We start from the raw sequence: 24,605 nt of genomic DNA, 5'->3' as shown, positions 1-24,605 counted from the left end.
TCGACGATGCGCGCGGTCGTGCTCGAGCGCATCGGCAGCGCGAGCGAGCTTCAGCTCCGCGACTGGCCTGAGCCCGAGCTACGCCCGGACGACGCATTGATCCGCGTGCACGCCAGCGGCGTGTGCGGGCGAGACCTGATCGATCGTCGCGGCGGCTTCCCGATGATGAAGCTGCCGACCATCCTGGGTCACGAGCTCGCGGGGGAGGTCGTGGGCGTGGGGAGCGAGGTGCGCAGCCTGGCGATCGGAGATCGCGTCGCAAATCTGCATCGCCCGCACTGCGGTGACTGCGCTGCGTGTGTGCGGGGCCACGAGCTGCATTGTGAGCGCGCCTGGCAGAGCTTCGGGCACACCATCGACGGCGCGTACGCGGAGTTGTGCGCGGCGCCCGAGCGCGCGCTGGTGAAAATCCCGGACGAGGTGAGCTTCGAGGACGCGGCCTCGCTCGGGTGCACGTTTGGGGTCGTGCTGCGGGCGCTGCGCGAGGCGCGCGCCTCGGGGGTCGGTGAGACGCTGCTCGTGACCGGAGCGAGCGGCGGCGTGGGTGTAGCCGCCATCCAGCTGGGCAAACTCTCCGGCTCGCGAGTCATCGCGACGACCAGCAACCCTGACAAGGCGGAGGCACTCTCGGAGCTCGGCGCGGACGACGTCGTTGTCATCAACGACGAGAGTTTCTCGGGAGTCGTTCGCGGCCTGACTCACGGTGGGGTGGACATCGCCCTGGAGTTGACCGGTGCGGCGACCTTTCGCGAGGCGATGAAGAGCCTGCGCCCGCGCGGGCAGCTGGTGGTGATCGGCAACATCGACGTCGGCAAGGTGAGCCTGGCGCTCGGTCCGCTGATCTTGCACGGCCACACGGTCTCGGGAGCGCGAAGCTACTCGCGCAGGGATCTGGAGGACTGCCTCGAGCTCGTGCGCCGACGCAAGCTTCGTCCCGTGATCGCGGACCGACTGTCACTCGGCGACGCTGCAGTCGCACACGAACGACTCGAAGCGCGGGGCGTCATTGGCAGGCTGATGCTCCTACCGGGCACGTAGCTGCTCTCGCTCCCCGCCTTGCGTCCACGACCCCCTCAGCGTCGGATCCGCGACCCGACCCGCCTGCGAAACGAATGCACGACTCGGCGCTCGGTACGCGGAGCTTGCGCAGGGAGCACGCATCGCTTCCTCCAAACAACAGATCGAAACGAGCTCCCACTCGTTGTGGTGAGCTCCACCCTGCGCCGCGCGGCGCGGCTTTTCGTCTCGATCCGCTTCCGACTCGGTCCCCTGCTCGGCCCTGGGCACGCTGAATGCCTCACCTGTCGGCCGAGGCCAGCATGCCGGGCAGGAATACGCACGTTCTGCATGATGTCGAGGCCGCCGCGTTCGCCGGAAACGACGTCATCCGCTGTCGAACCGTCGAGCTGGGTACGGACACCATCTTGTTGAGAGCGCCCGTCGCGCGCCTCGCGGGCAGCTTCGTGCGCTTGCAGTGCCATCTGGACCCCGAGCACTGGTTGGATGCGGACGCCGTGCTCTCGGAATGCAACAAGTTCGGCAACGAATGGCACTGGCGCCTCGCGTTCGTGAGCGTGAGAGAGCCTCCGCCCTTGCGCTTCGCAGGCTTCATTCACCGCCGCGCCAGGCGTTCGTCTCCGACACACCCCCCGCCGGCGCCACCTTCTTCACCCGCGCCTGCTTCGAGACCAACCAATTCGCCGCCAGGGGAAAGCGCCCCACCTCTGTCGAGCCGGCCTCCGCCAAAAGAAACGCACGTGCGCTTCCGCGGGCGCCAACCCGACGACGCATCACCAGGCGAAAACATGAACGAGCTGTTCCGCGAAGCGCTGAAGGAAGTCGACGGCAAACGCTGAGCCCGGGCGGCGCTCTCATTTCGCCCCTCCGCGCCGACGCCTGCTGACATCGGCCTGCCATTCGTGTCACTCTGCTCTGCGTGTGGCGCATCGACCACCGCCTCTACCTGGGTGACTACGAGTCCGGCTACGCCGCTCTCCGCGGTGACGAGGTCGGCACCGAGCCCGAGGGCAGCCCCGCGCCCTTTGCCGGCGTCGTCTCGCTCTGCCGGATGCCGCTCTTCGCCGATCTCCCGACCACCGGCCCTCTGCGCGATGAGACGGAGTGGCTGCAAGTCCCGATCGTCGACGGTGGCAACGGCGAGCACGAGTTCGAGTCCGCGCTTGGTGTGGCGCTGCCGTTCATCCGGCGCAGAATCCCCCACGGCAACGTGCTCGTGCACTGCGCCGCGGGCATGAGCCGAAGTGTCAGCGTCATTGCCGCATTGCTCTGCGCCGACCAGAAGCACGACGTGGACGCGGCGTTCGACCACATTGCAGCCGCCAAGACCGCGGCCCTCGCGGGCACGGGGCTGGACGCGAGCTTGATGATTTCGCCCGCCTGGGAGTTCCGGGCCTGCCTACATCGCCTCTACGGCGCGGCGCGCTGAGCCAAATCCCCGAACTTTCGGGGTTCGGCCCGCGGGCCTTGACTCCGCTCGGTCCTTTGGCCAAAAGGCCAACCGGAGGGCAACGTCGGATCTGCCGCTCGTCAGAGCCTGCTCCGGAACGCCAAACCAAACATGAATTCCGCAGAAACACTGACACACCCCGAGACCTCGAACGGCAATGGCGCCGCGACCCGCGCCGTGGATTGGGAGAACCCCCGCGTCGCCGCGATCCTCAGCGCCGCGGCCAATTGTTTCTCCCGCAAGGGCTTCAGCGCCACCACGCTCGCCGAGATCGGCAAGGAGCTGGGCCTGCGAAAGAGCATCGTTCACTACTATTTCGCCAGCAAGAACGCGCTCATCCACGAGGTCCAGAGCTACACGCAGAATCGCTACCTCGACCGCGTGAGGCACTCGTTGAGTGCGTCGGAGGACGGGCAGAAGCAGCGCATGGTGAGCGCGCTCACCTCACTCTGGGAGGCCATCCAGCAGAACCGCACGATGATCGGGCTGAACATGGAGGTCTGGGCCGCGGCGCGCCGAGACCCCGAGCTCAAACATCGCGCGGCCACCCTGCAGCACGACGCGCGCGAGCTGATCAGCCACGGTGTGGCCGACGTGCTCAAGATCGACGCCAAGGAATTTCCGGCGATGGAGCCGCTGTCGGTGCTGATTTTGGCCGTCCTGAACGGCCTCGTCGTCGCCGAAGAGCTCGAGGGCCCGGACAAAGCCAAGGCCGACGAGGCCTTTCAGACCTTCCTGTATCTGCTGCGCCTCGGGATGAAGGCGATGGACGCCCCGGCGAGCCGTCCCTCCTGAACGTCACGACAATTTGTAAACCCGGGCCCACCGAGGCATGTTTCGGGCGTGAAGCCTCTGGTCCTCGGCAGCCTGTGCGCCGCAGCGCTCGCGCTGGGGGCAAGTGCCGCCGCGTATCCGCTGCGTGCGCCGGCCAAAGCGCGACCCCCGGCGACCGGGCTGACCGCAAGCCCCTGGGCCGATCTGGTCGAGGTGCGATTGCCCGCCCAGCGCGACCTCGATCTGCTGCGGCGCTACGTCGAGCCGTGGCTCGAACGCCAGGGTGAGTGGGGCAGATTCTATTCTGGACGCTTCGGCCCTGCCACCTGGACCGAACCACCGCGCCTGGCGTGGAGCCTGAGCTCCTGGGAACCATCGGATGAGCTCGAGCGCGTTCCGGCGACGGGCTTCGATCTGGCGTTGGCACCCATGGCAGAGCTGTTGCTCCCCCACGTGAGCGGCAGAGAGCTGTCGCCGGTGTGGCAACTGGAAGCACCGCTGCCGGCCGACGCGGTGTTCGTGCAAGCCACACGCAAGGGACGTTGTGAACCGTGGCAACGGCCCTACAGCGTGACCGTCGCGCGTTACGGCGACGAACACGATACATTCAGCTTGCTCGAGTGTGATGGGTCCGTTGCCCTGGGCGCGCTCGATCGCCTGAGTGTGCTCGCGCGGCCCGCGGGGGCCGAGCGTCCGGAGCTGCCACTGCCACTCGAGCCCGAGCCCGACAGTGAGTGGGCCGGCGAATGGGTGCCGAACGTGCGTTTGCTCGACCCTCGTCTGCTGTGGGTCGTGGCGCGCATCTCGGAGGCGTTCCCGTCCCGTCCGCTGTATTTGATCAGCGGCTATCGGCGCGGCGGCCACGGCAGCTTCCACGCCAAAGGTCGGGCCCTCGATCTGTTCGTCATGGGCGTGCCGAACGAACAGGTCATGCGCCTGTGCCGCACGCTCAAGGACGTCGGCTGCGGCTTTTACCCCCACAACAAATTCATCCACGTGGACGTCCGGCCGCCCGCGACCGGGCACGCCGTCTGGATCGACGTCTCGGAACCCGGGCAGCCGTCACGCTACGTCGACAGCTGGCCCGGCATCGTCGAGAGCGGCGCCCTGTCCTGGGGCAACGGCGAGTGAGCTCGGCAGGGGCTGCGGGGTTTTCGGCGATCCTCGGCCAGGCACCGGCCGTCGAGACCTTGACGCGTGCCCTCGCGGCCGGGCGTGTGCATCACGCCTATCGCTTCGAAGGACCGCCCGGAGTCGGCAAGGAGCTCGCGGCCTTCGCCCTCGCGCAGGCCTTGGTGTGTGAAGCTCCGACGCCGGTTGGCTGTGGCAAGTGTTCGTCGTGCCACCGAGCGGTCACGCTGGCGGAGCAAGATCCGCACGTGCCCCTGCACCCGGACGTGGTCCTGATCGGGCGCGGTCTGTATGGCTCGCTGCTCGGAAGCGGCGTGAGTGAAGCGACCGGCATCAGCGTCGAGCAGATCCGCAGGGTCGTGCTCGGGCGCACGGGCTACCCGCCACACGAAGGGCGCGCGCTCGTGTTCATCGTGCGGAACGCGGAGGAGCTGACGTTGCAGGCCGCCAACGCCATGCTCAAGACGCTCGAGGAGCCGACCGACCGCACGCACTTCGTGCTGCTCACGAGCCGCCCGCGACGCCTGATCGACACCGTGCGCTCGCGGACCCTCTCGCTCCGGTTCGCCCCGCTCGCCGACGACATCGTCGCCAAGCTGCTGACCGACCGCGGCCTTCCGGTGGACGTCGCTCCGCTCGCGCAAGGCAGCGCCGAGCTGGCCTTCGACCTCGCGGATCCCGACGCGATGCGCGAACGGGACGAGTTCTCGAGCGCGGCGCGGACGGCGCTCGAGGCCCCGGATCTGGCCGAGGCAATCGCCCTGGCTCAGAGCCGCGGCGAGGGGCGCGACGCCGTGCGGGACCAGCTCGGGTTCTTCGCGCAGTCCCTGGCTGAAGAAGCACGCCGCGCGCTGCCCCATGACGTCGATGCCGCGGAGGTCGCGGCGCGCCGCTACACGGTCGTGCTCGCTGCGCTGGCCCAGATCGAGAGGAACGCCCAGCCGGCGCTGACTCTCGAAGCGATGATCGCCCGGCTGCGGCGCGCCTGAATCCGAGTCGTCACTCGAGGGTCTGCGCGCCTCCACCCCAGCGCACCACGTCGGACGCAAGCAGCGCTCGCCCCTGCCACACACGACAGTGTTTGCCGCGGCCGAGCACCCACAGCGCATCGCCCCCGAGCCCGCGGTATTCCGACAAGAGCCCCTCGTTCCAGGGCAGCGGCACCGATTTTCCGAGCGGAGCGATCTGCACCGGCAAACGCCGTACCCGTTCGAAGCGCACTCCCCGTGACTCGATGCTGCTCGGCGTCTCTTCTGGCAGCGCCAGCGAGACCTCCTCGAGCCAGTACAGCGTCGAGGCCGGCGGGGGCAGACTGAGCACGATGGCCTCGCTCGCCTCGAACACCGCCGCAACCGGGTCGTTCGCCTCGCTGAGCAACCACGCTTGCTCGAGCCACAGCTCCCGACCGGACACCTCGATCACGTCTCCGAGCTCGATCTCGAAGCCGGCACTGCGGAGCGGAGTCGGAGCTGCAGCTGGCAACGCGGCCGCCTCGCTTTGTTTGTTGGCCACCGAGCTCGCGCGCTGTCCTTTCCGGATGAAACCCGCGACCCCAGCCAGCAGCGCCCCGCCTCCGACCAGCACCGCGGCAAGCACGAGGCTCACGCTTCGCCCCCGAGCGCGCGGGAAAATTCCCGGGCACGCGCCGTGACCGTCGAGAGCGCTGCGTCTCCCTCGGGCATCAGCGCGGAGATCACCGCACCCAGCTCGGCGCGGGCAGCAATCGCCGGAGCGCGCGCGAGCTCGATGCCACCGATGGCGACCAGGGGCACACCTCGAGCGCGCGCTCGGACGCTGGCGCGCCCGAGGCCATCGAGCCCCACGACCGGATCGGGATCCTGCTTCGAGCTCGTGGGGAACACCGGACCGAAGGCGACGTAGTCCGGCGCGAGCGCGAGCGCTCGTTCGAGCTCTGCCATGTCGTGGCACGACACACCGACGGCGAGTGTTGGTGCGAACGTGCGCACGTCGCTCACGTCCAGATCCGTCTGCCCGACGTGTACGCCATCACAGCCGGCGAGCAGCGCGAGATCCGGGCGATCGTTGGCGAACACACGCACACCGGCGTCCCGGCACGCTGGCACCAGCGCCCGCAGGAGCGCGAGGGTGTCCCGCCCGCCCAAGGACTTGCCACGCAGCTGGACCACGGCCGGCCGCGCGGCGATCACCGCGCGGGAGAAGTCGAGCACGTCGAGCCCCCGCGCGGAGAGGCTGTCGGTATCGATGATGGCGTAGAGTCCACGCATTCGAGGGCTTCCGGAGCATAGCGCCACAAACCGGGGTTTCGCCCCCACCATTGCCTGTCGCGCGAGCGGGCTGGCACGCGCGGCTCCGCTTTGGTACCCATGAGCCATGTCCCTGCGCACCTGCTCGTTTCTGCCGGCCCTGTTGCTCGTGGCGAGCAGCGCGCGGGCAGAGGAACCCGCGGCGCCGGGGGCTGCCGAGCCGAACCCACCGAACCTCACGCTTCGGGTGAGTGAGCGCGGGCCAGGCCTGCCCTGGTCTCTGAGCATCTCCAACCGCGGACAAGGCCCCGCGGTGCTGGCGGCCGATCCCAGGCTCCTGAGCCTCGAGGTCCAGGTCCCGAGCAAGAAGAAGACGGAGACTTGCCGGCTGCCCAGTGACTTGTTCCCGGGACACGCCGACAAACGCACGCTGGTCTTGCTCGAGCCCGGCGAAGGCGTCGAACAGCGCTTCGATCCCAGGCTCTACTGCTTCGCCGCAGGCGGACAGTGGCAGCTCGTGCCCGGCGCCATCGTGACGCCGCACTTCGGCTTTCCGGAGAAGAAGAAGACCGTGTGGCGTCGCGGCAAGAGGACAGAGGAGACTCCGAAGCAGGATCCGCCCTTCGCCGTGATGTTGCCGCCCAAAAAGGGCGCGAGCCGCCCCTCGAACGAGGGTGGCGTGAAGGGGCTCCGCGCCGAACCCTTTGCGCTCAAGAGTGAGTACGCCGAGTGGTCGCGCACGAAGCTCCCGGCGGACAAGAAGGCCATCGAGGACAGCCCGCTGGAGATCAAGATGGTCCAGGGCTCGGACGCGCAGGCGGAACGCGCCGCCACCGTGCGCATCACCGTGCACAATCGCAGCAAACACGCCGAGACCGTCTACTTCCGCCGCGAGCTCGTGAGCTACGAGGTGATGCGCCCGGACGGCCTCGTGACCTGTGATCCGCAGCCTGATGAGCGCGCACCCGATCGGCAGGCCTTCACGCGCCTCGGCCCTGGGGGAAAAATCTCGGTGGTGAGTCGTTTGATCGAGCTGTGTCCCACCGGTACGTTTGGCAGCCCGGGGCTGTACCTGGTTCACGCCCGCTACGACGCGACCGAGTCCGGTGATGACTGGAACATCGACGCCTTCGTGGGCCGTGTGGTCTCCCGCTCGCCGGCGACGGTGCGGATCCGTACCGGCGAACAGCCGTTCTTGCAGAAGCGCACGCTGGAGCGGGTGAGGGTCTCGCGCAAACCCGGCATTGTCCCTCCGCGCTGATGCGGGGCGGACAGATCAGGAAAATTCGGCTATCAGTTAGCGTGAGGAGAACGGTCACATGCGTCGTTTTGCACACTTGGTCTGGGTTTCCAGCTTGCTCTTGGCCTGCGGCGGGGAGTCGGACTCCGATCCCAGTGGCAGCGGTGGGGCGTCCTCGGGTGGCGTCGGCGGCTCGACCAGCGGCGGTGCCGGCGGAAGCGGCAACTCCACCAGCGGCGGCGCCTCGGGCAGCGGAGGCTCGACCAGCGGCGGCGCCTCGGGCAGCGGAGGCTCGACCAGCGGCGGCGCCGCGGGCAGCGGGGGCTCGACCAGCGGCGGCGCCGCGGGCAGCGGGGGCTCGACCAGCGGTGGAACGGGCGGCGGCGGAGCGGGAGGAACCGGCGGTGCATCCGTCGCGGCACCGGAGTGCAGCGTCGACAGCGACTGCAAGGTCTTCGAAGACTGCTGCTCCTGCGAGGGGATCCCCACCTCCCAGAATCCGGGGATCTGCAAGCTCGGGTGCACGACGAAGAAGTGTGCCGCGCTCGGCGTCTCCGCCACCGAGGTCAGCTGCGTCGCGGGCCGATGTGTCAAGGGCTACGACTGCGACTCGAGCAAGGTCGTCTGCCTGACCAAGGCGCCGAACTGCCCGGCCGGTGAGGTCGCTCAGATCAAAGGCAACTGCTGGAGTGGTGCCTGCGTCCCTGCCGGAGAGTGCACCAGCGTCGCCAGCTGCTCCGATTGTACGTCGGCGAAGTATGCTTGTGTGACCTACGTGGCGAAACCCGCGCCGGTCCGCCACTGCGTCGACATTCCTCTACCGTGCGCCGCTGCCAGTTGCGCCTGCTTCGGCCCGAGTGTGTGCACCGGCAGCTTCAACATCTGCAACGATCTCTCGGGCATCAAGGGTGTGACCTGCGGTTGCCCGACCTGCTGAGCCTCACGGGCTCGGCAGCTCACCATCGTAGAGCGGCAGCTCGAACTTCGACGTCAGCTGGCGGAAGATGTCGATGCTGTCGACGTACTTCGCCAGCGCCGCCGCGGCGCCTGGATTCGCGGCGTCCAACTGGGGTTTGCCGTTCACGTCCAGCTCGAGCATGGGCGTGCCGTCGGGGTTGAACAGCGGCTTTCCGTTCACGTCGAGCTGAACCTTGTAAGCGAGCGCCATGAGGTGATTGGCCCAGGCGAGCATGCGAGCGCCGATAGCCCGCTCGCGCACCTGACCCATGAGCTGCTCCGTCCCGGCGCGGTGTGCACGGTAGGTCATGCCGGTCACGGGGTAGCTGAACTTCATCACCTCGTCCGCAGGCCAGTCCGGGGTCTCGTTGGGGAGCACGGCGATGCGTGCGTCGTGCACCCACGAGCTGGACCAGTTGGTGGGGAAATACATGCTGCCCCACACCATGGCGTAGAGCTGCGAGTTCCAGCCGTAGTTCGGATCGGCAAGCTTGGCGTTTGCCGGGCGCGTGCCCAGATCCTTGGCGTCGTGCCAGTTGGGATACTGGAGGCTGCCGAGGGGGGTGTTGTTCGGGTCGTTCTTGACCACGACCCAGGGAGCGAAGGTGTCCAGATCTCCGGTCAAGAGCGCGGAGTAGAGTCGCCGGACCTGCTCCGGGTAGATGGTGGCGAAGCTCACGTTCTTGTAGCGCGAGTCGTAGAAGTCCTCCTTCGAGTTCGAGACGAAGGAGTCGAAGGCTTCACTCAGGTAGTAGGTCGCCCAGATCTTCTCGTAGTACGTGCCCACCTGCGACTGGTAGTCGCCCCAGAAATAACCTTGGGAATAGTCGAAGTCGTTGTGCAGATAACGACCGTCGCCGAGGGCCACGCGGAAGTCGTACAGGTACACGTCCGGTAGCGCCACGGCGTCGGCCGTGAAGAGCTCCGTCGCAACACCCACCGGTTGCCCGCTGCCGCACACGTCCGCCGGACAGTAGTGACCGGGCTCGGGGCGCGTCAGGATGCGCGCGAACAGGTCGAGCCCGTGAGTCGCCGCCAGCTGCAGCGGCCCGTAGTTGCCGTCCTCGAGCAGACCGGCGGCCGGTTGGGTGGGATCTCCGTCGAGCACGGCGCCAAAGGCAAACGCCTTGCTGATCTGCTGGATCTTGTCCAGGTAGCGGTACTGGATGCGGGCCGTCACGTCGAACGAGTTGAACTCGACCCGATTGCGCCGGAACGCGTCCAAGATGTAGCGGTTCTCGAAGGTGCTCTCGAGGAATCGCACCTGCTCGTAGGCATCGGCGCCGGAATCCATGCTGAACGAGGGCACGTTGCCGGTGTCCGCGTACTCATCGCTCGAGAACAGGTACCCGCGGCGTACACGCCCGGTCGCGTCGACCGCCCGCGGCTGCACCGCCCAGGAGAACGACGCGTAGTCGGGATCCGCAGCGAAGTCCGACATGTCGCGGTAGTCGACCACGTCCATCTCACGCTGTTTGCAGCGACTGCCGAGCGGCTCCAAGGAATCGGCGGCGCAGTCGCTGATGAGGCCGAACTCCTTCTGGTACTGGCTGTAGTGGATGAACGTGTAGGGATTGTTCACGTCCGTCGGGGGGAAGTAATAGACGCCGAACAGCCCCGGGCTGGTGGCAAACGCCGTGAGCTTGTAGGCCTCGGTCTGCCCCGCGCCCTTGGCGTCGACGCTGACGCCGTCCTTGGACCACACGTCGAGCACGTTGCCGTAGGTGAAGCGCACCGCGGCGCGGTCGTATTTGCCGGGCAAGAGCATGTCCTGGCTCTGCTCACCCGGGTAGTCCATGACACTCGAGGTCGAGTAGCGCTGGATCTCGCCGTCGATCTCCTTGTCACTGATGGGATCGCGCCAGCGAGGCCCCACACAGGCCGAGCCGTCCGTGGTGCCGGCGGGGCAGTCCTTAGCAGCGTCGACCCCGTCGTTGGTCCGGAGCTGCCAGTACTCGGGATCGTAGTTGAGCGAGTCGAACGACGCGCCGAAGTTGTGGCGAAGCCCCATCGAGTGGCCGACCTCGTGGGCGAGCACCCCCTTGTTGAACTCGGCGCGGGCCCAGTCGACGATCTTTCGACGATGTTCGTTGGCCGCTGCCTTGTCGCTCGGATCGGCGGGCGGCGGGAACTTCTTGACCAGCGCCCGTGCCAGGCCGAGCAAGTTGTCCGGCTCGGCCGCGTCGTAGCGGCAGGCGTGGCGACGCGCGTTGCCGAGCTGCCGCGCGCGCCGATCGGCGGCGCGCAGCGTGGGGTTCATCTTGCGGTCGAAGGGTGAAGCGCGCCGGATCGCCTCGGCGCTGGGCGGGGCTGCGGGGTCGGCGCCCGAGGCCTGCAGCATCTCGGGCGAGACGAGGCTGGCCTCGACGGCAGTGCCGCGCAGCGCCGACAGCCGCGCGGCGAGCGCTGCGTTGCCCGGACCCAGACGGCCGGAGTCGAGCAGGAACTTCGCCCGTGCCGCACGCTTGGCCAAGGGGTGGTGCATCGGCTTGGGCTTCGGCGCGCCGGCCAGGTACGGCGTGATCACCTGAGGGTCGAAGGCGGACAGGCGTGAGCTCAGCTCGTCTTTGGGCAAGGCCGAGAGTTTCTCCGCTGGCCCTTTGGGCTGATTGGCGGAGACCCAGTCCTTGACGTTCTGACCCTTGATGTAGTCGTCGGGTTTGATCTGGCCGTTGATGAGCGCCACGAGATCAGCAACCGTGCTTGCAGCGCGGTCGAGCACCGCCCCCCACTCGGCGACCGAGCCGGCGATCTTCTCACCCGTCAGCGGATCCTCGGCGTCCATCATGATGCCCCAGGGCGCCATGATCTGTGGATCCTGGACGACGGCCAGGATGTTGTAACGCAGGTCGCCGATGCGCGGCGCGGTCTTGTCGGCGCCGCAGGCGGGGTCGTCGCCCAGTTCGCTGGAGACGGGGTTGTGGCAGAGCACGAAGAAGTTCGGGACCTCGACGGGAGACGTGGCGCCGACCGGCGGCACGAAGTCGTCCGACCAGCGCGCCGGCCATCCGTGAGTGGTCTCGCAGCCCTGTTCACCCGTGCGCCGGCACTCGGCCAGGCGCCCCGCCAGCACGCCCACGCGCACCGCGTCGTTCCAGGCGCTCATCATCTCTTTGCTCGACTCGAACAGGTCGTCGGGGAAACCAGGGTTCACGTGCCAGGCAATCGTCTTGGCCTGGCGATCCCGGAGCGGCAGGGTGCACTCGCTGGTGACGGCATCACAACGACTGCCACGCCCCACGCTCGCACACTCGTCCTCGGTGCCGTCCGCGTCGTCGTCCCGGTGGGGATCCGCCCCGACTGGCGTGGTGTCCGGCGTGTTGCAGGCGACCACCGGGTCGGCGTGGGAGCGCTGCCACAGGTTCCAGCGAGTGCCGAAGCGGTGCCACTTGTCGTCGACCACACCGTAGCTGCGGTCGTAACCAAACCGATCGACCGTGAACAGGCCGAACATGTCCATCTTGGTACCGTCGTATTCGAGCGGTTCGTAGTCGGTGTCGGCGATCTTCAGGTACGACTGCCGAAGGGTCACCTCACTCGGGTTGCAGTTCACGCTGGGGAAGCTGCCGTACAGCCAGCAGGCCGGAAAATCCCCGTAGATCTCGTCCTTGATGACCTGGGGTTTGGCCCAGACCTTGTGGGTCACGTCGAAGTAACCGCGCTTCCGATCGAACACCGGTGTGTCCTGGTGCGCCGGATCGTTGACGTAGTAAGCGATCGGCTCGATCTGAACGCCGTAATAGATGCCCAGCTGTGAGAGGGTGTCGAGCTCGTAGGCGCTGGTGATCAGGTTCTTCGACCAGTCGACGCGAAAATACGCCCGTTTGTACCAGGGCCGGTCCTGGTCGTTCTCCTCGACGACGTTCAGCTCTTCGCCGGTGTTCTCGTTGTACGAGCGCTTGATGTCGAAGTGGCTGTCGATGGTGTACGCGGCCACCGCCTGGCCGTCGGGCGTGCGGCGCACCCCCTTGCCGTCCGTGTTCTCGATGCGCTCGTAGGTCAGGCGTGCGATCAGCAGGTCTTCGGTGATCTCCCAGCGCACCCGCATCGTCGGCTGAGCGTCGCTGTTGGTGAAGAGTCCGTCGGAGCCGGCCCCGGAGTCGACGTCGACCACGGTCACCCGCATGTAGAACTCCGGATCGTCCTTGGGATCACCGACCTCGCCCACGAAGAAGCTCTTTGCCAGCGCGTCCGCTTGAACGCGATTGATGGGCGCTCGCTCCTCGGCGCAGCCCGCGAGCAGTGAAAAGCCGAGCATGGACAGGGCGCCGAGCCAGCGCCGGACGGAGTTCTTCGACATGGTTCTCTCCCGCTTCGCCGGACCCGAGCCGGCTGGTCGGTTTGGGGACCGACGCGACGGCTGCCTTAGCGCAAATCGAGCGCGACTTGAACGCTGGCGGTGGGCGCAAGTGCGCTGCGGGCGGCGAACGAGTCTAGTGCTCGAACATGATTGGGGTCATTTCCGCGCCGGGGGCGGGGCGAGACGTTGGAGCAACCCGGGAGGCTGTCATGCACGTGGTGCTCGTCGGCGCGGAGTTCGAGGAAAACCTGGCCGTGCGCTATCTGCGCGGGGCGCTCGAGCACGCGGGGCATCGCGTGACTCAGATCGTGTTCAACGAGGCGGACGACATCGATCGCGCCGCCCGAGAGATCGTCGATGCGAACGCTCCGCTGCTTGGGCTCAGCATGGTGTTCACGTACCGTGCGCGCGAGTTCGTCCGACTCGCGACGCGCGCGCGAGAGCTGGGTTACCGGGGCCACGTCGTCGCGGGCGGTCACTTCGCCGCGTTCCACCCGACCGAGCTCTTGCGCGACGCCCCCGCCATCGACTCCGTCGCGATCGGTGAGGGCGAGGATTTGCTGTGCGAGCTCACGGGAAACCTCGGCAACCTCGGCGCGGTGCGCGGCCTGGTGTTCCGGCAAGCTGACCAGGTCGTGCGGAACGCCCCCGCGGCCAAACCGCCTGATCTGGATCGGCTGCCTTGGCCGCCGCGCAAGCAGCCTCTCGACGATTACCTGGGACTGCCCATCACGAACCTCCTGGGCTCCCGCGGCTGCGGATACTCGTGCACCTTCTGCTCCATCGTCGCCTGGCATCGCCTGACCGGCGGCGAGCGAGTGCGCATGCGGAGCGTCGAGAGCGTGGCCGACGAGATGGCGGCGCTCTATCACTCGGGGGCGCGCATCTTCAATTTCCACGACGACAACTTCTTCGTGGACGAAAAATCCGAGATGCTGTCACGGGTCGCTGCGCTCGGCGCCGCCCTCGAGCAGCGCCGGGTGGGACGCATCGCGTTTGCGATCAAGGCCCGTCCGGGAGCCGTCGACGAGGAGATCTTCAGAGCGCTGGTCGCCCGGGGTTTGTTCCGGGTCTTTCTGGGCATCGAGGCCGGCACCCCCGAGGCCCTCAAGCGCCTGGGGCGACGGCAGACCGTCGAAGAGAACGAGCGCGCCCTCGAGGTGGTCAACCGGCTCGGCATCCACACCGCCTTCAACGTGCTCTTGTTCAACCCGGATTCGACCCTCGAAGACGTGCGCGACAACGTCGCGTTCTTGGGCAAACACCCGCACAACCCCACCAACTTCTGCCGCACCGAGATCTACGCGGGCACTCCCCTCGAGACCAAGCTTCGGCGCGAGGGGCGCCTCCGCGGCAGCTATTTCGGCTGGGACTACTGCATCGCCGACCCGCGCGCGCAGCTGTGTTTCGAGCTGGCCTTTCACGCCTTCCGGACGCGCAACTACGGGCCGGACTGCCTGCACCACGCCGCCATGGCGCTCGACTACGAACATCAACTGCTCGCGCACTTCCAGGCTGAGCGGGCGGACCTGCGAGCGCGGGTCAAGGACCTCGTGGTGACGGTGAACCTCGATACCTGCCGGCACCTCGACGAGATCATCGAGCGCTGTGCGCTCGGCTTCGATTCTCCGGAGGCGCGCTCGGAGTTCGAGCGCAGGATCGCTGCTGCCGTCGAGGCTCAGAACCGTCGGCTGGGGGCCGCCGCGAACGCCCTGCTCGACGAGATCCGCGCTGGGGTCAAACAACCCGTGACCCGGGGTTGGACCAAGACCGCGCGCGCCGTGAGCCTGGCGGCGAGCATGTCGCTCGCGGCCACCGCGTGCAAGAAAAGCGGCGACGACAGCCACCCCACGGAGATGGTCGCGGCGCCGCCGACCCAACCCTACGACGCCCCTCCCCCACCGGATGCAGCGAGCGACGCGGGCGTGGGTCCCGCTGACGCGAGTCCGAGCGACGCCGCCAACGAAGCGGAGGCGACGGGCGCTCCCGGGGACGCCGCACCAGGCCCCGATGCAGCCCGCGACGCCGGCAAGAAACCCGTCCCGACGGGCGGAACCCACCGCCACGAGATGGTCCCGCGACCGCGCTTGCCCACTCACCCTTCCGAGATGGCGCCTGCGCCCCCCGACGACGAGTGACCGAGGGGCGAGCGGACCCGCGACGGGACGCGGCGGCCATGCTACCCGTGCCGCATGCGCTGCACATTTCTGATCCCGAGCGTGGTTCTCAGCGTGTGCCTCTGCGCTTGCGCGAAGAACCCCGAAACTCCCGGACCCAGCGCGCCGACCGCGCCGACCGCCGACGTGGAGTTGCCCAAGGATCGCATGGCAGGCAGCAAGGTGTTCGACGCGTTGGGCCACGAGCTCAGCTGCGCGCCACCGGGCAAGGCCTGTAAACCGAGCGACGAACCCGCTGACTTCAGGGACGCCTGCAAGCTCGCCGGATTCCGGGTCATGAAGTGCGGGTGCAACATGGTGTGCACCGGGAACTTCAAGCGCGAAAAGACGGCGTACGACGCCGAGAACAACGAAAAGGCCTGCGTCGCGGAGCAGAAGGACTGCACTCCGCCCGAGACGAGCGCGGCGTTTCAGGACGCGTGTACCGAGAGCGGACACCCGTTCGTCGTGTGCGGCTGTGAGTGGCTGTGCGGTGGAAAGCTGAAGCGGCCGGTATCGAAGACGCCGAACGAGTGAACGCCGGGGCACAGCCTCGAAGACTGATGTAGCCTCGGCGACATGACCACACGATGGCTCGCAGGGGTGGGTGCGCTGGTGTTGGGTTCAATGCTGATGCTGAGCTGCGGCGGCTCGACCGGCGGCGGCGGAGGTACGGGCGGGGGCAGCGGAGGCAGCGGCGCAACCGGAGGCAGCGGAGGCAGCGGCGCAACCGGCGGGAGCGGTGGCGGCAGCGGCGGCATTCCCCTGGTGCCGTCCGACAAGCTCGACCTGCTGCTGATGATCGACAACTCGATCTCGATGGCGGACAAACAGCAGCTGCTCTCGGACGCGGTTCCAGCGCTGGTCAAGCGCTTGGTCACGCCGGTCATCGACCCCGCGACGGGCAAACCACAGTTCAAGGCCATCGAAGACATCCACATCGGCATTGTGTCGTCGAGCCTGGGCGGACACGGCGGCGACCAGTGCAAAGAGAACGGCCCCGCGTTCAACCCGACGCAGAACGACAACGCACACCTGATCGGCACCGTACGACCGAGTGCAAACCTGCAGACCTACGCCGGCCTCGGGTTCTTGTGGTGGGATCCCAGTGGGACAAAAGGCAGCGCGGGCCCGGGACAGAGCGATGCAGCCCAGCTCGAGTCCGATTTCAAAGCGCAGGTGACGGCCGCGGGTGAGAACGGCTGCGGGTACGAGTCCCAGCTCGAGAGCTGGTACCGGTTCCTGGTGGACCCGGCCCCGCCCGCCCAGGTCGTGGTCGTCGACAACATCGCAGTGGCGCAGGGCGTCGACGCCGTCGTGCTCCAGCAGCGATCGGACTTCTTGCGCCCGGACTCCGTCGTGATCGTGATGATGCTCACCGACGAGAACGACTGCTCCACCGTCGACGGCGGCTTCAACTGGATCGCGGCCCAGACCTCGAACCCGAACAACACGGCGTTTCACCTGCCGCGGGCCGCCGGCGCATGCGCAACGGATCCCGACAGTCCTTGCTGTCGTTCGTGCAACGTGGCGGAGAGCTCCCCGCCTCCCGGCTGCGCCGATCTCGGGAGCGACCCGGAGTGTCAGAAGGGTGCGTACGACGACCAGAGCGACCACCCGAACCTGCGCTGCTGGGAGCAGAAACGCCGCTTCGGTCTCGATTTCCTCTACCCCACCGAGCGCTACGTGCAGGCGCTGACCCAGCCTATGATCTGTCCGACCTGGGACGGCAAGGGCCCAACGACGAGCTGCACACCGGTGAAGAACCCCCTGCTCGAACAGCGCAGCCCCGGCGCGGTGTTCTTGGCAGGCATCGTGGGGGTGCCGTGGCAAGATCTCGCGACGGAGGCAACCCTGAGCTCTCCCACGGAGCTGTCGTACCTGACCGCGGCAGAGCTCTCCGCCAAGGGCCGCTGGGCCTGGCTTCTGGCGGACGACAGCAAGGACCTGGCGGACGACCCGCTCATGATCGAGTCGAACACTCCCCGCTCGGGCACTCAGCCAGCGACGGGAGTCGCCTTGAGCCCGCCCTCCGCCAAGGCCGCCGCTCAGCCGGCCAATGGGCACGAGTGGAATACGAATCTCGCCGACCTGCAGTACGCCTGCATCTTCCGGCTGAACACCCCCAAGGACTGCGGCGCGTTCAGCAGCGGTGGCTGCGACTGCGACGACGTCGGCCCGGGTTACACCGCCAACAATCCGCTCTGCCAGGATCCGGCCTCGAGCACCTACTCGAAGCTGCAACACTATGGCAAGGCGTTCCCCGGGACGCGCCACCTGAAAGTACTGAAGGGCATCGGCAATCAAGCGGTCGTCGGCTCCATCTGCCCCAAGGTCACCGTGGGCGATCCGGCGAACCCCGCCTACGGCTACAACCCGGTGGTCGATGTGTTGGTGAAGAGCATCACGGGCGCATTGGCAAAATGACGCGCGCGCTCAGCTCGAAGCCAAGGCCTCGACCCGCGCGCTGAGCTCTGCCACGAGCGGCTCCACGCTCTCGCTCCGCCCGTGGCGCGCCAGGGTGAGCTCCGTGGCGAGCAGCTCTGCAAGCTCGTTGACGTCATCGAGCGCCTGCGAGTCCGAGCGGGCCAGCTCTGCCAGGCGTTCGCGATTGCGCGCCGAGGCCAGCATGCCGGCGTCGAGCTCTTGCTCGACCGCGTCGAGCCGGCGGCCGATCCGATCGACCTCCCGCAAGATGGCGTTGGCTTCGCGCTCCGACAGGAAACCGTCCAGCGCGGTGCCCGAGACCGCACCGCGAGCGCGCTCGACCGCGCTCGAGATGCGCCGCTCGACCAGTCGCGGACGCGGCTCGCTTCGGACCGGTGGGCCGCTGGCAAAAGCAAACGGCAACCACAACGGCCAGACCCCCCCCCCCCCCCCCCGCCCCCCCCCCCCCCCCCCCCCCCCCCCCCCCCCCCCCCCCCCCCCCCCCCCGGCCCCCCCCCCCCCGGCCCCCCCCCCCCCCCCCCCCCCCCCCCCCCCCCCCCCCCCCCCCCCCCCCCCCCCCCCCCCCCCGCGCCCCCCCCCCCCCCCCCCCCCCCCCCCCCCCCCCCCCCCCGCCCCCCCCCCCGGCCCCCCCCCCCCCCCCCCCCGCCCTTTCGGACCCCCCCCCCCCCCCCCGGCCGGCCCCCCCCCCCGCCGACCCCCCCCCCCCCCCCCCCCGGGCGCGCGGCGCGCGCGCCCGGGCCCCGGAGCCCCCCCCGGGCGCCCAGCCGCCCCCCCGCCCGCCCCCCCCCACCCGCCCCCCCCCCCCCCCCCCGCCCAGCGCCGGCGCCGGCGCCCGGCGGCCCCGGCCCCGCCCGCCGCGGGCCCCCCCCCCCCCCCCCCCCCCCCCCCCGGGCCCCCCCCCCCCCCCCCCCGCGCCCGGCGCCCGGGCGGCGCCCGGCGCGGGGGGGCCGGGCCCCCCGCGGGGGGCCGCGGGGGCGCGGCCCCCCGCGGGCCCCCGCGGGGCGCCCCCGCGGGGGCGCCCGGCGCCGCGGGCGCGGGCCGGGGGGGCGCGGGCCGCCCGCCCCGGGGGCGGGGGCCCGGCCGCCCCCGGCCCGCCGCGCCCGGGGCCCCCCGGGGGCCCGCGCCCCCGGGCGCCCGCCGCGCCGCCCCCCGCCGGGGGGCCCCCCGGGCGGCGGGGCGGGGCCGGGGGGGGGGCGGGGGGGCGGGCCGGCGCCCCCGGGCGGCCGGGGCCGCCCCCCCGGGGGGGGGGGCGCCGCCGGGCCCGGCGGGCGAGGCGCGGGGGGCGGGGCGGGGGGCGGGCCCGGGGCCGGGGGGGGCCGGGGGGCCCCCCGCGGGGCGCGGGGGGGGCCGGGGCCCCCCCCGACCGGGGGGGCGGGCGCGGCGCGCCGGGCCGGGGGGGGGGGGGGCGGGGGGGGGGGGGGCGGCGGCGCGCCCGCCGGGGGCCGCCGGCGGGGGGGGGCGCCCCGGGGCCCCGCGCCGGCGGCCCCGGGCCGGCCCCGGGGGGGGGCCGCGCCCCGCCAGCCGGGGGCAGGGGGGCCAACCCGCGGAACCCCCGAACCACCCCCCCAGCCCCCGCCCGGCCCGCGCCGGCCCCCCCCCCGCGCCCCGGGCCGCGGCCGGGGGCGCGGGGGGGGGGGCGGCGGGGGGGGGGGCGGGGCGCGGGGCGGCGGGGACCAACAACAGCAGCGCGGGCGCGCGCGGGGGGGGGCGCGCCCGGCGCGCGCCGGGCGGGCCCGCCGCCCGCCCCCCCCCCCGGGGGGCCGGGGGGGGGGGGGGGGGGGGGGCCGGGGGCGGGCGGGGGGGGGGGGGGGGGGGGGGGGGGGGGGCGCCGGGGGGGGGGGGGGGGGGCGGGCCCGCCCCCGCCCCCCGCCCGGGGGGGGCGGCCGGGGGCGCCGGGCCGCGGCGCGCGGCGGGGAGGGGGCGCCGCGCCCCCCGCGCGCCGCCCGGCCCGGGGGGGGGGGGGGGGGGGGGGGGGGGGGGGCGGGGCCGAGCGGGCGGGCCGGCGCGGGCGGGCGCGGGGGCCCCACGCCGTTGACCGTACCGGGCGAGCGTGCAGGAACTCGGGGCCTCCCGCGGCAATTGTGTGGAGAGCCGGCAGAGCCCGTGTGGACACATCACTGCTAGGGTTGCGGCCATCCCGTGAGCTCACCTTCCCTCCGCATCGGCATCATCGGCGACGTCCACCTGGCGTGGGACGATCGGGACGTCGCCCTGATCGATGCCGAGGCCTATGATCTGGTGGCGTTCGTCGGAGATCTGGCAGGCTATCGTCAGGACGCGCTCGGTGTCGCCGCGAGCATCGCGCGGCTGCGCACGCCCGCGTTCGTGGTCCCCGGAAACCACGACGGCGTGAGCTTGCCGCATCTGGCAGCGGAGACGCTGGAGCGCCCCCGCGCGGCGCGAATCCTCGGGCGAGGACAGTCACGGCGCTGCGAGAGCCTGCGCAGCGCGCTCTCGCCGGTTCCGCTCGCCGGGTACAGCATGCACGAGCTTCGAGGGGATCAGCTCTCGCTCAGTGTGATCGCGGGCCGTCCGCACTCCCAGGGCGGCGGGTTCTTTGCGTTCGCGAGCTATCTGAACGCGACCTACGGTGTGAGCTCTCTGGAGGAATCTGCAGCGCGTTTGTGCCGGCTGGTCGACGAAACCCCGCACGAGCGCCTGATCTTCGTTGCGCACAACGGACCGCTGGGCCTCGGGGCGCGTCGGCATGACCTCTGGGGTTGTGATTTCCGGAAGAGCGAAGGGGATTTCGGCGACGCGGATCTGGCCGCGGCCATCGAACACGCAAAGCAGCGCGGCAAGCGCGTGCTGGCCGTCGCGGCGGGTCACATGCACCACCGACTGAAGGGCGGCGGCGCGCGAACCTGGCAGTCTGAGGTCGACGGCGTGCTGTACGTCAACGCGGCGCGGGTGCCGCGCATCGAGAGGGGGCCCGGCGGGACCCGCCGCCACCACGTGCGCCTCGTTACCGACGGACAGAGTGCGAAGGCAGAGCGGGTGACCGTGTGCGAGTGAGGGCGTGGCTGGTGGTCTGTGCGCTCGGCGGAGCTTCTGAGTTTGCCCGCGCCGCTGAGCCCGACACCACGCCAGCCGTCCAGAACGAGGCGGGAAAAAGCGCCGCCGAGGCCGGCGCCCGCGGCGAGGCCGACGCGACGGGTGAGCAGTCATGGACCATCCCCTCGCTGCACGCCCTCGGCCTGATGACGACGATGCGCGCGACGGAAGCGTTCCTCTGGCCTGAGCCCTTCGCCGACACGGAGCTCTCCCACATCGGTCAGCACTACGAAGCGGCGTTCACGCTCCCCCCCAAGTGGGACTCGTCCCGTCGCGCCTTCGAATGGGACGGAGATCCCTGGTGGATCAACGGCATTGGCCACGCCCTCTTCGGCAGCGAGCTCTATCTTCGCGCCCGAACTTGCAAGAACGGCGTGCTGCCCGCGCTCGCCTTCACCGTCATCGGCAGCACTCTCTGGGAATACGGCTTCGAGGCCAACGGGGTGCGCCCGAGCGGCCTGGACCTCTGGTACACGCCGGCCGCGGGCCTCGTCCTCGGCGAAGTCCGGTACCTGGGCTGGTCCGCCGCCCGGCGCATCGGCGACCGGACCCTGCGCGGCGTGCTCCAGGGCGTGCTCGATCCATTCGGGGAGCTCGAGCGCTGGGCCGGGACGCGCTGTTAGGCTCGCTTGCTCGGCGCCGAATCGGATGGCGCGCCCCTGTCAGAACCGGCAAGCTGGCGTTCGTGCCACTGGACTCCGCGACGCTGCAAGCGAGCTTCGACCTTGCTCCGATCGGCGTCACGCTCACCCGCGACGGCGTCACCGAGTACTGCAACCCCGCGTACCTGGCGATGTTCGGGTACACGGACCACTCCGACGAGATCTACGGCAAGAGTTTGCTCTCGATGGTCGCGCCGGAGCAGCGCGAGGCGATCATCGACCACATTCAGAAGCGCAGGGTGGGCATCGAGGCCGAGGCCGCCTACGACTCCCTGGGGCTCCGTCGGGACGGTAGTGTGTTCCCTTTCCACGTCTCGGTGCGTCGGGTCGAAATCCAGGATGGTCCGGTGACACTGGCCTTTTTCATGGACATGACCGAACGCCGGCGGATCGAAGAGACCCTGCGCCAGTCCAACGAGCAACTGAACGCACTGATCCAGGCCTGCCCGGTGCCCATCATGCTGCTCGATCCGGCGGGGACCGTCCGCCTGTGGAACCCAGCGGCCGAGCGCACCTTCGGCTTCACCGAAGCGGAGGCGATCGGGAAGCCGAATCCGGTCGTCGACGAGGCGTCGCGAGCGGAGTTCCGCCGCAACATGGAAGGTGCGATGGCCACGGGCATTCAGGGCGTGCAGGCTCGACGGCGACGCAAGGATGGCTCGCCCATCGATCTGGCGATCTGGGCCGCGCCAATTCGCGACCAGAGCGGAGCATCTGCCGGGACGATGGCGCTCACGGTCGACGTGAGCGAACGACTGCGGACGGAAGCAGCCCTCGCGCGCAGTCAGGAACAGCTACGCCACGCGCAAAAGATGGAGGCCGTGGGACGCCTCGCCGGCGGCGTGGCTCACGACTTCAACAATCTGCTCACCGTCATCTCTGGTTTTTCGGCCCTCCTGCGCACGCAGATCCCGGGGCAAGAAGCCGCGCTCGGGAGCGCCAAGGAGATCGAGAACGCCGTGGGTCGCGCAGCCGCGTTGACCCGTCAGCTACTGATCTTCAGCCGGCAGCAGCCCGTCAGCACGACCGTCGTGGACCTCAACGAGGTGGTCAGCAGCATGGAGCGCATGCTGTCTCGCCTGATGGCCCCCGAGACGAGACTCGAGCGGCTCTTGGCCGTGGAGCTCGGGCGCGTGCGCGCAGACACGGGCCAACTGGAACAGGTCATCACCAACCTGGTGATCAACGCCAGTGACGCGATGCCGGCGGGCGGTCAGGTTCGGCTCAGCACGAGCAACGTCGAGCTCGATGACGCGCTCGGCTCCCGCTTCGTCGTCCCTGCCGGCCGGTATGTCGTGCTCGAGGTCCGAGATACCGGGATGGGCATGGACGAAGCCGTGCTGTCACGCCTGTTCGAACCGTTCTTCACCACCAAGGAGCGCGGCAAGGGCACCGGTCTCGGGCTCTCGACGGTCTACGGCATCGTGACGCAGAGCGGCGGGCACCTGCAGGTCGAGAGTCAGCCCGGGAGTGGAAGCACCTTCCGGGTGTACCTGCCTCGGGTGGACGAGCTCCCGCGGGACGCGGTCGTCCCGGAACGACGCATCCCTGCGCGGGCACGGGGGCCATTCTGGTAGTCGAGGACGAGCCGACGATCTTGCAGCTGGTCGCCGGCATGCTGGAGCAGGGCGGCTACCAGGTCCTTACGGCGGAGGGCGCGCCGCGCGCGCTCGAGCTGCTCGAGCGGCACACGGGCAAGCTCGCGTTGCTGCTCACCGACGTGATCATGCCGGGCCTGCGCGGGCCCGAGCTGGCCGAGCTTGCCTGGGCGAAGAGCCGGGACCTGCCCGTGCTCTTCATCAGCGGCTTCGCAGATCCGGCCGGCTTCCCAGGCGCGTTTCACCAGCGAAGGATCGGATTTCTGCCGAAACCCTTCGAGCACGAGGCACTGCTCCGAAAGGTGGAGCAGATGCTTCGAAAGTGAGGAGCGCTGGGCGCGACGGAGTCACCCGTCGGGAGCTATTTCCCGGCGTGGGTCTTGATCTCGGTCTCGAGCTGGGTCCAGACCGACTGTGTCGGGTCGAAGCCCTCTTGTGCAAACACGATCGTCCCGTCGGGGGCCACCAACAGGAACGACGGGTAGCCGAAGTTGGGCACCTTCTGCAGCACACTGCCGATTGCTGCCGGACCGAAGCCGCGGTCGGCGAGGGCGATGCCGCTGACCTGGTTTGTGTCCACCCAGGCCTTCAGGTCGTCCACGGTCGGGATGAACTCGGCGCGGCCGTAGTCGGGCACCAGCATCGTCACCACCAAGGTCGGGATGTTCAGCGCCTTCATCGCGTCTTCGAAGGCTTTCTGGCCCGCGACGGCACCGTCGCAGGGGCCGCAGGTGAGCTGCACCGTCTGATTCGCCTGAATGACCAGATAACGCCCGAGCAAGTCGTAGAGGCGAACCTTGTCTCCGCAGGCGTCGGCGAACACACCGTCAGGAAGCTTGTCATTGAGGATGGGAGTGTATTTCCCGACGTACTCCGGCGGTTTGGTCTGAGGCCAGCCGCAAGAATACGTGGCCGAGGGGCGCCATCCATCCAAGGGATCACCTTGCGTGGTGCCGAGAGTCAGAGTGCCAGTCCCCGTCACGCTGAGCGAACCTGTCGGAGCGGGAAAGTCGGCACTCACCGTGATTGTCACCGTGCCGCTCTGCTCCGTCGCCGTGCCCAGCTCCAAGAGCGGTTTGGTTCCCGGACCCCAATAGAATTTTTGGTCGCTACCCCACCCCACGCTGAGAGTTGGCGGAGGCAACGGCTGCTTGCAGTTGGTCGTCGTCACCTTGTGCGCCGAGCGAAAGGTCGGCTTGCAGCTCGGGCACTGCCAGAGTGCGCTCTGGTCTTCGACGCCGTCGATCTCATAGGTCGTCGAGCAGTCGGCGCTCGGATCGGTGCTGTTGGCTTGGTTCAAGGTCAGCGTGCCCTTGACGGTCGCGAGGGTCGTCGAGACGCTGCCGCCGGCGCCGGCTGCGCCTCCGCTGCCAGCCACGCCACCGCCACCCGCCGCTCCCCCGGAACCCGCTGCACCGCCCGTTCCCGCGCCGCCGCCCGTCCCACCACCACCACCGCCCCCGTCGTCACTGCCACAGCCAATCGCCGCGAGAGCAACCGCGACCCCCACTGCCCCGAACAACCGCTGCCGACCCGATCCGTTCATCATCATCTCTCCCCACGCGCGGCGCGACGCCGCATCGAGCGCGCGAG

Annotated in this window: 20 protein-coding genes; 15 read left to right on the top strand and 5 right to left on the bottom strand. The window is 69.6% G+C overall.

Translation table 11 applies throughout. The features are described 5' to 3' along the window. Positions 1 to 6 precede the first annotated feature (6 nt). The 6 genes from IPI67_22830 to IPI67_22805 all read left to right on the top strand — a co-directional run bounded on the left by IPI67_22830 (position 7) and on the right by IPI67_22805 (position 5,361). Positions 7 to 1,038 (top strand): alcohol dehydrogenase catalytic domain-containing protein, encoded by a 1,032-nt coding sequence (locus IPI67_22830; GenBank protein MBK7583018.1) that lies wholly within the window; start codon positions 7 to 9, stop codon positions 1,036 to 1,038. 254 nt (positions 1,039 to 1,292) lie between these two features. After that, on the top strand, positions 1,293 to 1,856 hold the full coding sequence (locus tag IPI67_22825) for a hypothetical protein (GenBank protein MBK7583017.1): 564 nt from the start codon (positions 1,293 to 1,295) through the stop codon (positions 1,854 to 1,856). Positions 1,857 to 1,936: 80 nt separating this feature from the next. After that, the gene (locus tag IPI67_22820; GenBank protein ID MBK7583016.1) at positions 1,937 to 2,446 is read left to right on the top strand and encodes a dual specificity protein phosphatase family protein; all 510 of its coding nucleotides are present in this window, start codon (positions 1,937 to 1,939) and stop codon (positions 2,444 to 2,446) included. A 132-nt stretch (positions 2,447 to 2,578) separates the two neighbouring features. Further along, positions 2,579 to 3,262, top strand: coding sequence for a TetR/AcrR family transcriptional regulator (locus IPI67_22815; protein MBK7583015.1), 684 nt, complete (start codon positions 2,579 to 2,581; stop codon positions 3,260 to 3,262). Between the two features lie 408 nt (positions 3,263 to 3,670). Beyond that, entirely contained in the window at positions 3,671 to 4,372 is a 702-nt protein-coding gene (locus IPI67_22810) for a DUF882 domain-containing protein (protein MBK7583014.1), read from the top strand. Next, complete coding sequence (locus IPI67_22805) at positions 4,369 to 5,361, top strand: DNA polymerase III subunit (GenBank protein MBK7583013.1); 993 nt, start codon at positions 4,369 to 4,371, stop codon at positions 5,359 to 5,361. The genes IPI67_22810 and IPI67_22805 overlap by 4 nt, the downstream gene beginning before the upstream one ends. 10 nt (positions 5,362 to 5,371) lie before the next feature. Here IPI67_22805 and IPI67_22800 read toward each other — a convergent pair whose 3' ends face one another. Together IPI67_22800 and IPI67_22795 are read right to left on the bottom strand one after the other, a co-directional pair. Continuing rightward, positions 5,372 to 5,977, bottom strand: a complete 606-nt coding sequence (locus IPI67_22800; protein ID MBK7583012.1) for a hypothetical protein — start codon at positions 5,975 to 5,977, stop codon at positions 5,372 to 5,374. Continuing rightward, positions 5,974 to 6,618, bottom strand: a complete 645-nt coding sequence (locus IPI67_22795) for a thiamine phosphate synthase (protein ID MBK7583011.1) — start codon at positions 6,616 to 6,618, stop codon at positions 5,974 to 5,976. The genes IPI67_22800 and IPI67_22795 overlap by 4 nt, the downstream gene beginning before the upstream one ends. 106 nt (positions 6,619 to 6,724) lie before the next feature. Here IPI67_22795 and IPI67_22790 point away from each other — a divergent pair, with 106 nt between their 5' ends. Continuing rightward, positions 6,725 to 7,858, top strand: coding sequence for a hypothetical protein (locus IPI67_22790; GenBank protein ID MBK7583010.1), 1,134 nt, complete (start codon positions 6,725 to 6,727; stop codon positions 7,856 to 7,858). A 58-nt stretch (positions 7,859 to 7,916) separates the two neighbouring features. Next, entirely contained in the window at positions 7,917 to 8,774 is an 858-nt protein-coding gene (locus IPI67_22785; GenBank protein ID MBK7583009.1) for a hypothetical protein, read from the top strand. A 3-nt stretch (positions 8,775 to 8,777) separates the two neighbouring features. Here IPI67_22785 and IPI67_22780 read toward each other — a convergent pair whose 3' ends face one another. Next, on the bottom strand, positions 8,778 to 13,094 hold the full coding sequence (locus tag IPI67_22780) for a zinc-dependent metalloprotease (GenBank protein MBK7583008.1): 4,317 nt from the start codon (positions 13,092 to 13,094) through the stop codon (positions 8,778 to 8,780). Positions 13,095 to 13,240: 146 nt separating this feature from the next. Between IPI67_22780 and IPI67_22775 the strand changes: the two genes are divergently transcribed. From IPI67_22775 to IPI67_22765, 3 genes are read left to right on the top strand one after another with little or no spacing between them, the layout of a single operon-like run. Continuing rightward, positions 13,241 to 15,232 (top strand): radical SAM protein, encoded by a 1,992-nt coding sequence (locus IPI67_22775; protein MBK7583007.1) that lies wholly within the window; start codon positions 13,241 to 13,243, stop codon positions 15,230 to 15,232. Positions 15,233 to 15,286: 54 nt separating this feature from the next. Beyond that, entirely contained in the window at positions 15,287 to 15,787 is a 501-nt protein-coding gene (locus IPI67_22770; protein ID MBK7583006.1) for a hypothetical protein, read from the top strand. Positions 15,788 to 15,829: 42 nt separating this feature from the next. Then, a complete protein-coding gene (locus tag IPI67_22765; protein MBK7583005.1) occupies positions 15,830 to 17,677 on the top strand; it encodes a hypothetical protein in 1,848 nt (615 codons plus the stop codon). A gap of 9 nt (positions 17,678 to 17,686) precedes the next feature. On the opposite strand, the gene IPI67_22760 is transcribed toward IPI67_22765, so the two are convergent. Continuing rightward, positions 17,687 to 18,106, bottom strand: a complete 420-nt coding sequence (locus IPI67_22760; protein MBK7583004.1) for a hypothetical protein — start codon at positions 18,104 to 18,106, stop codon at positions 17,687 to 17,689. A 1,731-nt stretch (positions 18,107 to 19,837) separates the two neighbouring features. Here IPI67_22760 and IPI67_22755 point away from each other — a divergent pair. From IPI67_22755 to IPI67_22740, 4 genes are all read left to right on the top strand, one after another. Then, complete coding sequence (locus IPI67_22755) at positions 19,838 to 20,713, top strand: metallophosphoesterase family protein (protein ID MBK7583003.1); 876 nt, start codon at positions 19,838 to 19,840, stop codon at positions 20,711 to 20,713. Next, positions 20,710 to 21,375, top strand: coding sequence for a DUF3943 domain-containing protein (locus IPI67_22750; protein ID MBK7583002.1), 666 nt, complete (start codon positions 20,710 to 20,712; stop codon positions 21,373 to 21,375). The genes IPI67_22755 and IPI67_22750 overlap by 4 nt, the downstream gene beginning before the upstream one ends. Before the next feature lie 62 nt (positions 21,376 to 21,437). Further along, positions 21,438 to 22,991 carry a PAS domain S-box protein gene (locus tag IPI67_22745; protein MBK7583001.1) on the top strand — a complete coding sequence of 518 codons (1,554 nt, stop codon included), beginning with the start codon at positions 21,438 to 21,440 and terminating at the stop codon, positions 22,989 to 22,991. A 20-nt stretch (positions 22,992 to 23,011) separates the two neighbouring features. Continuing rightward, positions 23,012 to 23,338: a response regulator gene (locus IPI67_22740; GenBank protein MBK7583000.1), complete on the top strand. Its 327-nt coding sequence runs from the start codon at positions 23,012 to 23,014 to the stop codon at positions 23,336 to 23,338. 35 nt (positions 23,339 to 23,373) lie between these two features. On the opposite strand, the gene IPI67_22735 is transcribed toward IPI67_22740, so the two are convergent. Next, positions 23,374 to 24,558 (bottom strand): hypothetical protein, encoded by a 1,185-nt coding sequence (locus IPI67_22735; protein MBK7582999.1) that lies wholly within the window; start codon positions 24,556 to 24,558, stop codon positions 23,374 to 23,376. Between the last annotated feature and the right edge of the window lie 47 nt (positions 24,559 to 24,605).

The sequence above is a fragment of the Myxococcales bacterium genome, from assembly GCA_016706225.1.
Classification (GTDB): Bacteria; Myxococcota_A; Polyangia; order Polyangiales; family Polyangiaceae; genus JADJKB01.
Note: the sequence above shows the minus strand (reverse complement) of the source record. Positions and strands in the feature narration are given on the sequence as shown.

What these genes read in the sequence shown, in the direction of transcription:
- IPI67_22790 (MBK7583010.1), top strand. Translation starts at nt 6,725, where the DNA reads ATGTCCCTGCGCACCTGCTCGTTTCTGCCGGCCCTGTTGCTCGTGGCG.
- IPI67_22735 (MBK7582999.1), bottom strand. Translation starts at nt 24,558, where the DNA reads ATGAACGGATCGGGTCGGCAGCGGTTGTTCGGGGCAGTGGGGGTCGCG.
- IPI67_22830 (MBK7583018.1), top strand. Translation starts at nt 7, where the DNA reads ATGCGCGCGGTCGTGCTCGAGCGCATCGGCAGCGCGAGCGAGCTTCAG.
- IPI67_22785 (MBK7583009.1), top strand. Translation starts at nt 7,917, where the DNA reads ATGCGTCGTTTTGCACACTTGGTCTGGGTTTCCAGCTTGCTCTTGGCC.
- IPI67_22775 (MBK7583007.1), top strand. Translation starts at nt 13,241, where the DNA reads ATGATTGGGGTCATTTCCGCGCCGGGGGCGGGGCGAGACGTTGGAGCA.
- IPI67_22780 (MBK7583008.1), bottom strand. Translation starts at nt 13,094, where the DNA reads ATGTCGAAGAACTCCGTCCGGCGCTGGCTCGGCGCCCTGTCCATGCTC.
- IPI67_22810 (MBK7583014.1), top strand. Translation starts at nt 3,671, where the DNA reads ATGGCAGAGCTGTTGCTCCCCCACGTGAGCGGCAGAGAGCTGTCGCCG.
- IPI67_22765 (MBK7583005.1), top strand. Translation starts at nt 15,830, where the DNA reads ATGACCACACGATGGCTCGCAGGGGTGGGTGCGCTGGTGTTGGGTTCA.
- IPI67_22795 (MBK7583011.1), bottom strand. Translation starts at nt 6,618, where the DNA reads ATGCGTGGACTCTACGCCATCATCGATACCGACAGCCTCTCCGCGCGG.
- IPI67_22815 (MBK7583015.1), top strand. Translation starts at nt 2,579, where the DNA reads ATGAATTCCGCAGAAACACTGACACACCCCGAGACCTCGAACGGCAAT.
- IPI67_22770 (MBK7583006.1), top strand. Translation starts at nt 15,287, where the DNA reads ATGCGCTGCACATTTCTGATCCCGAGCGTGGTTCTCAGCGTGTGCCTC.
- IPI67_22825 (MBK7583017.1), top strand. Translation starts at nt 1,293, where the DNA reads ATGCCTCACCTGTCGGCCGAGGCCAGCATGCCGGGCAGGAATACGCAC.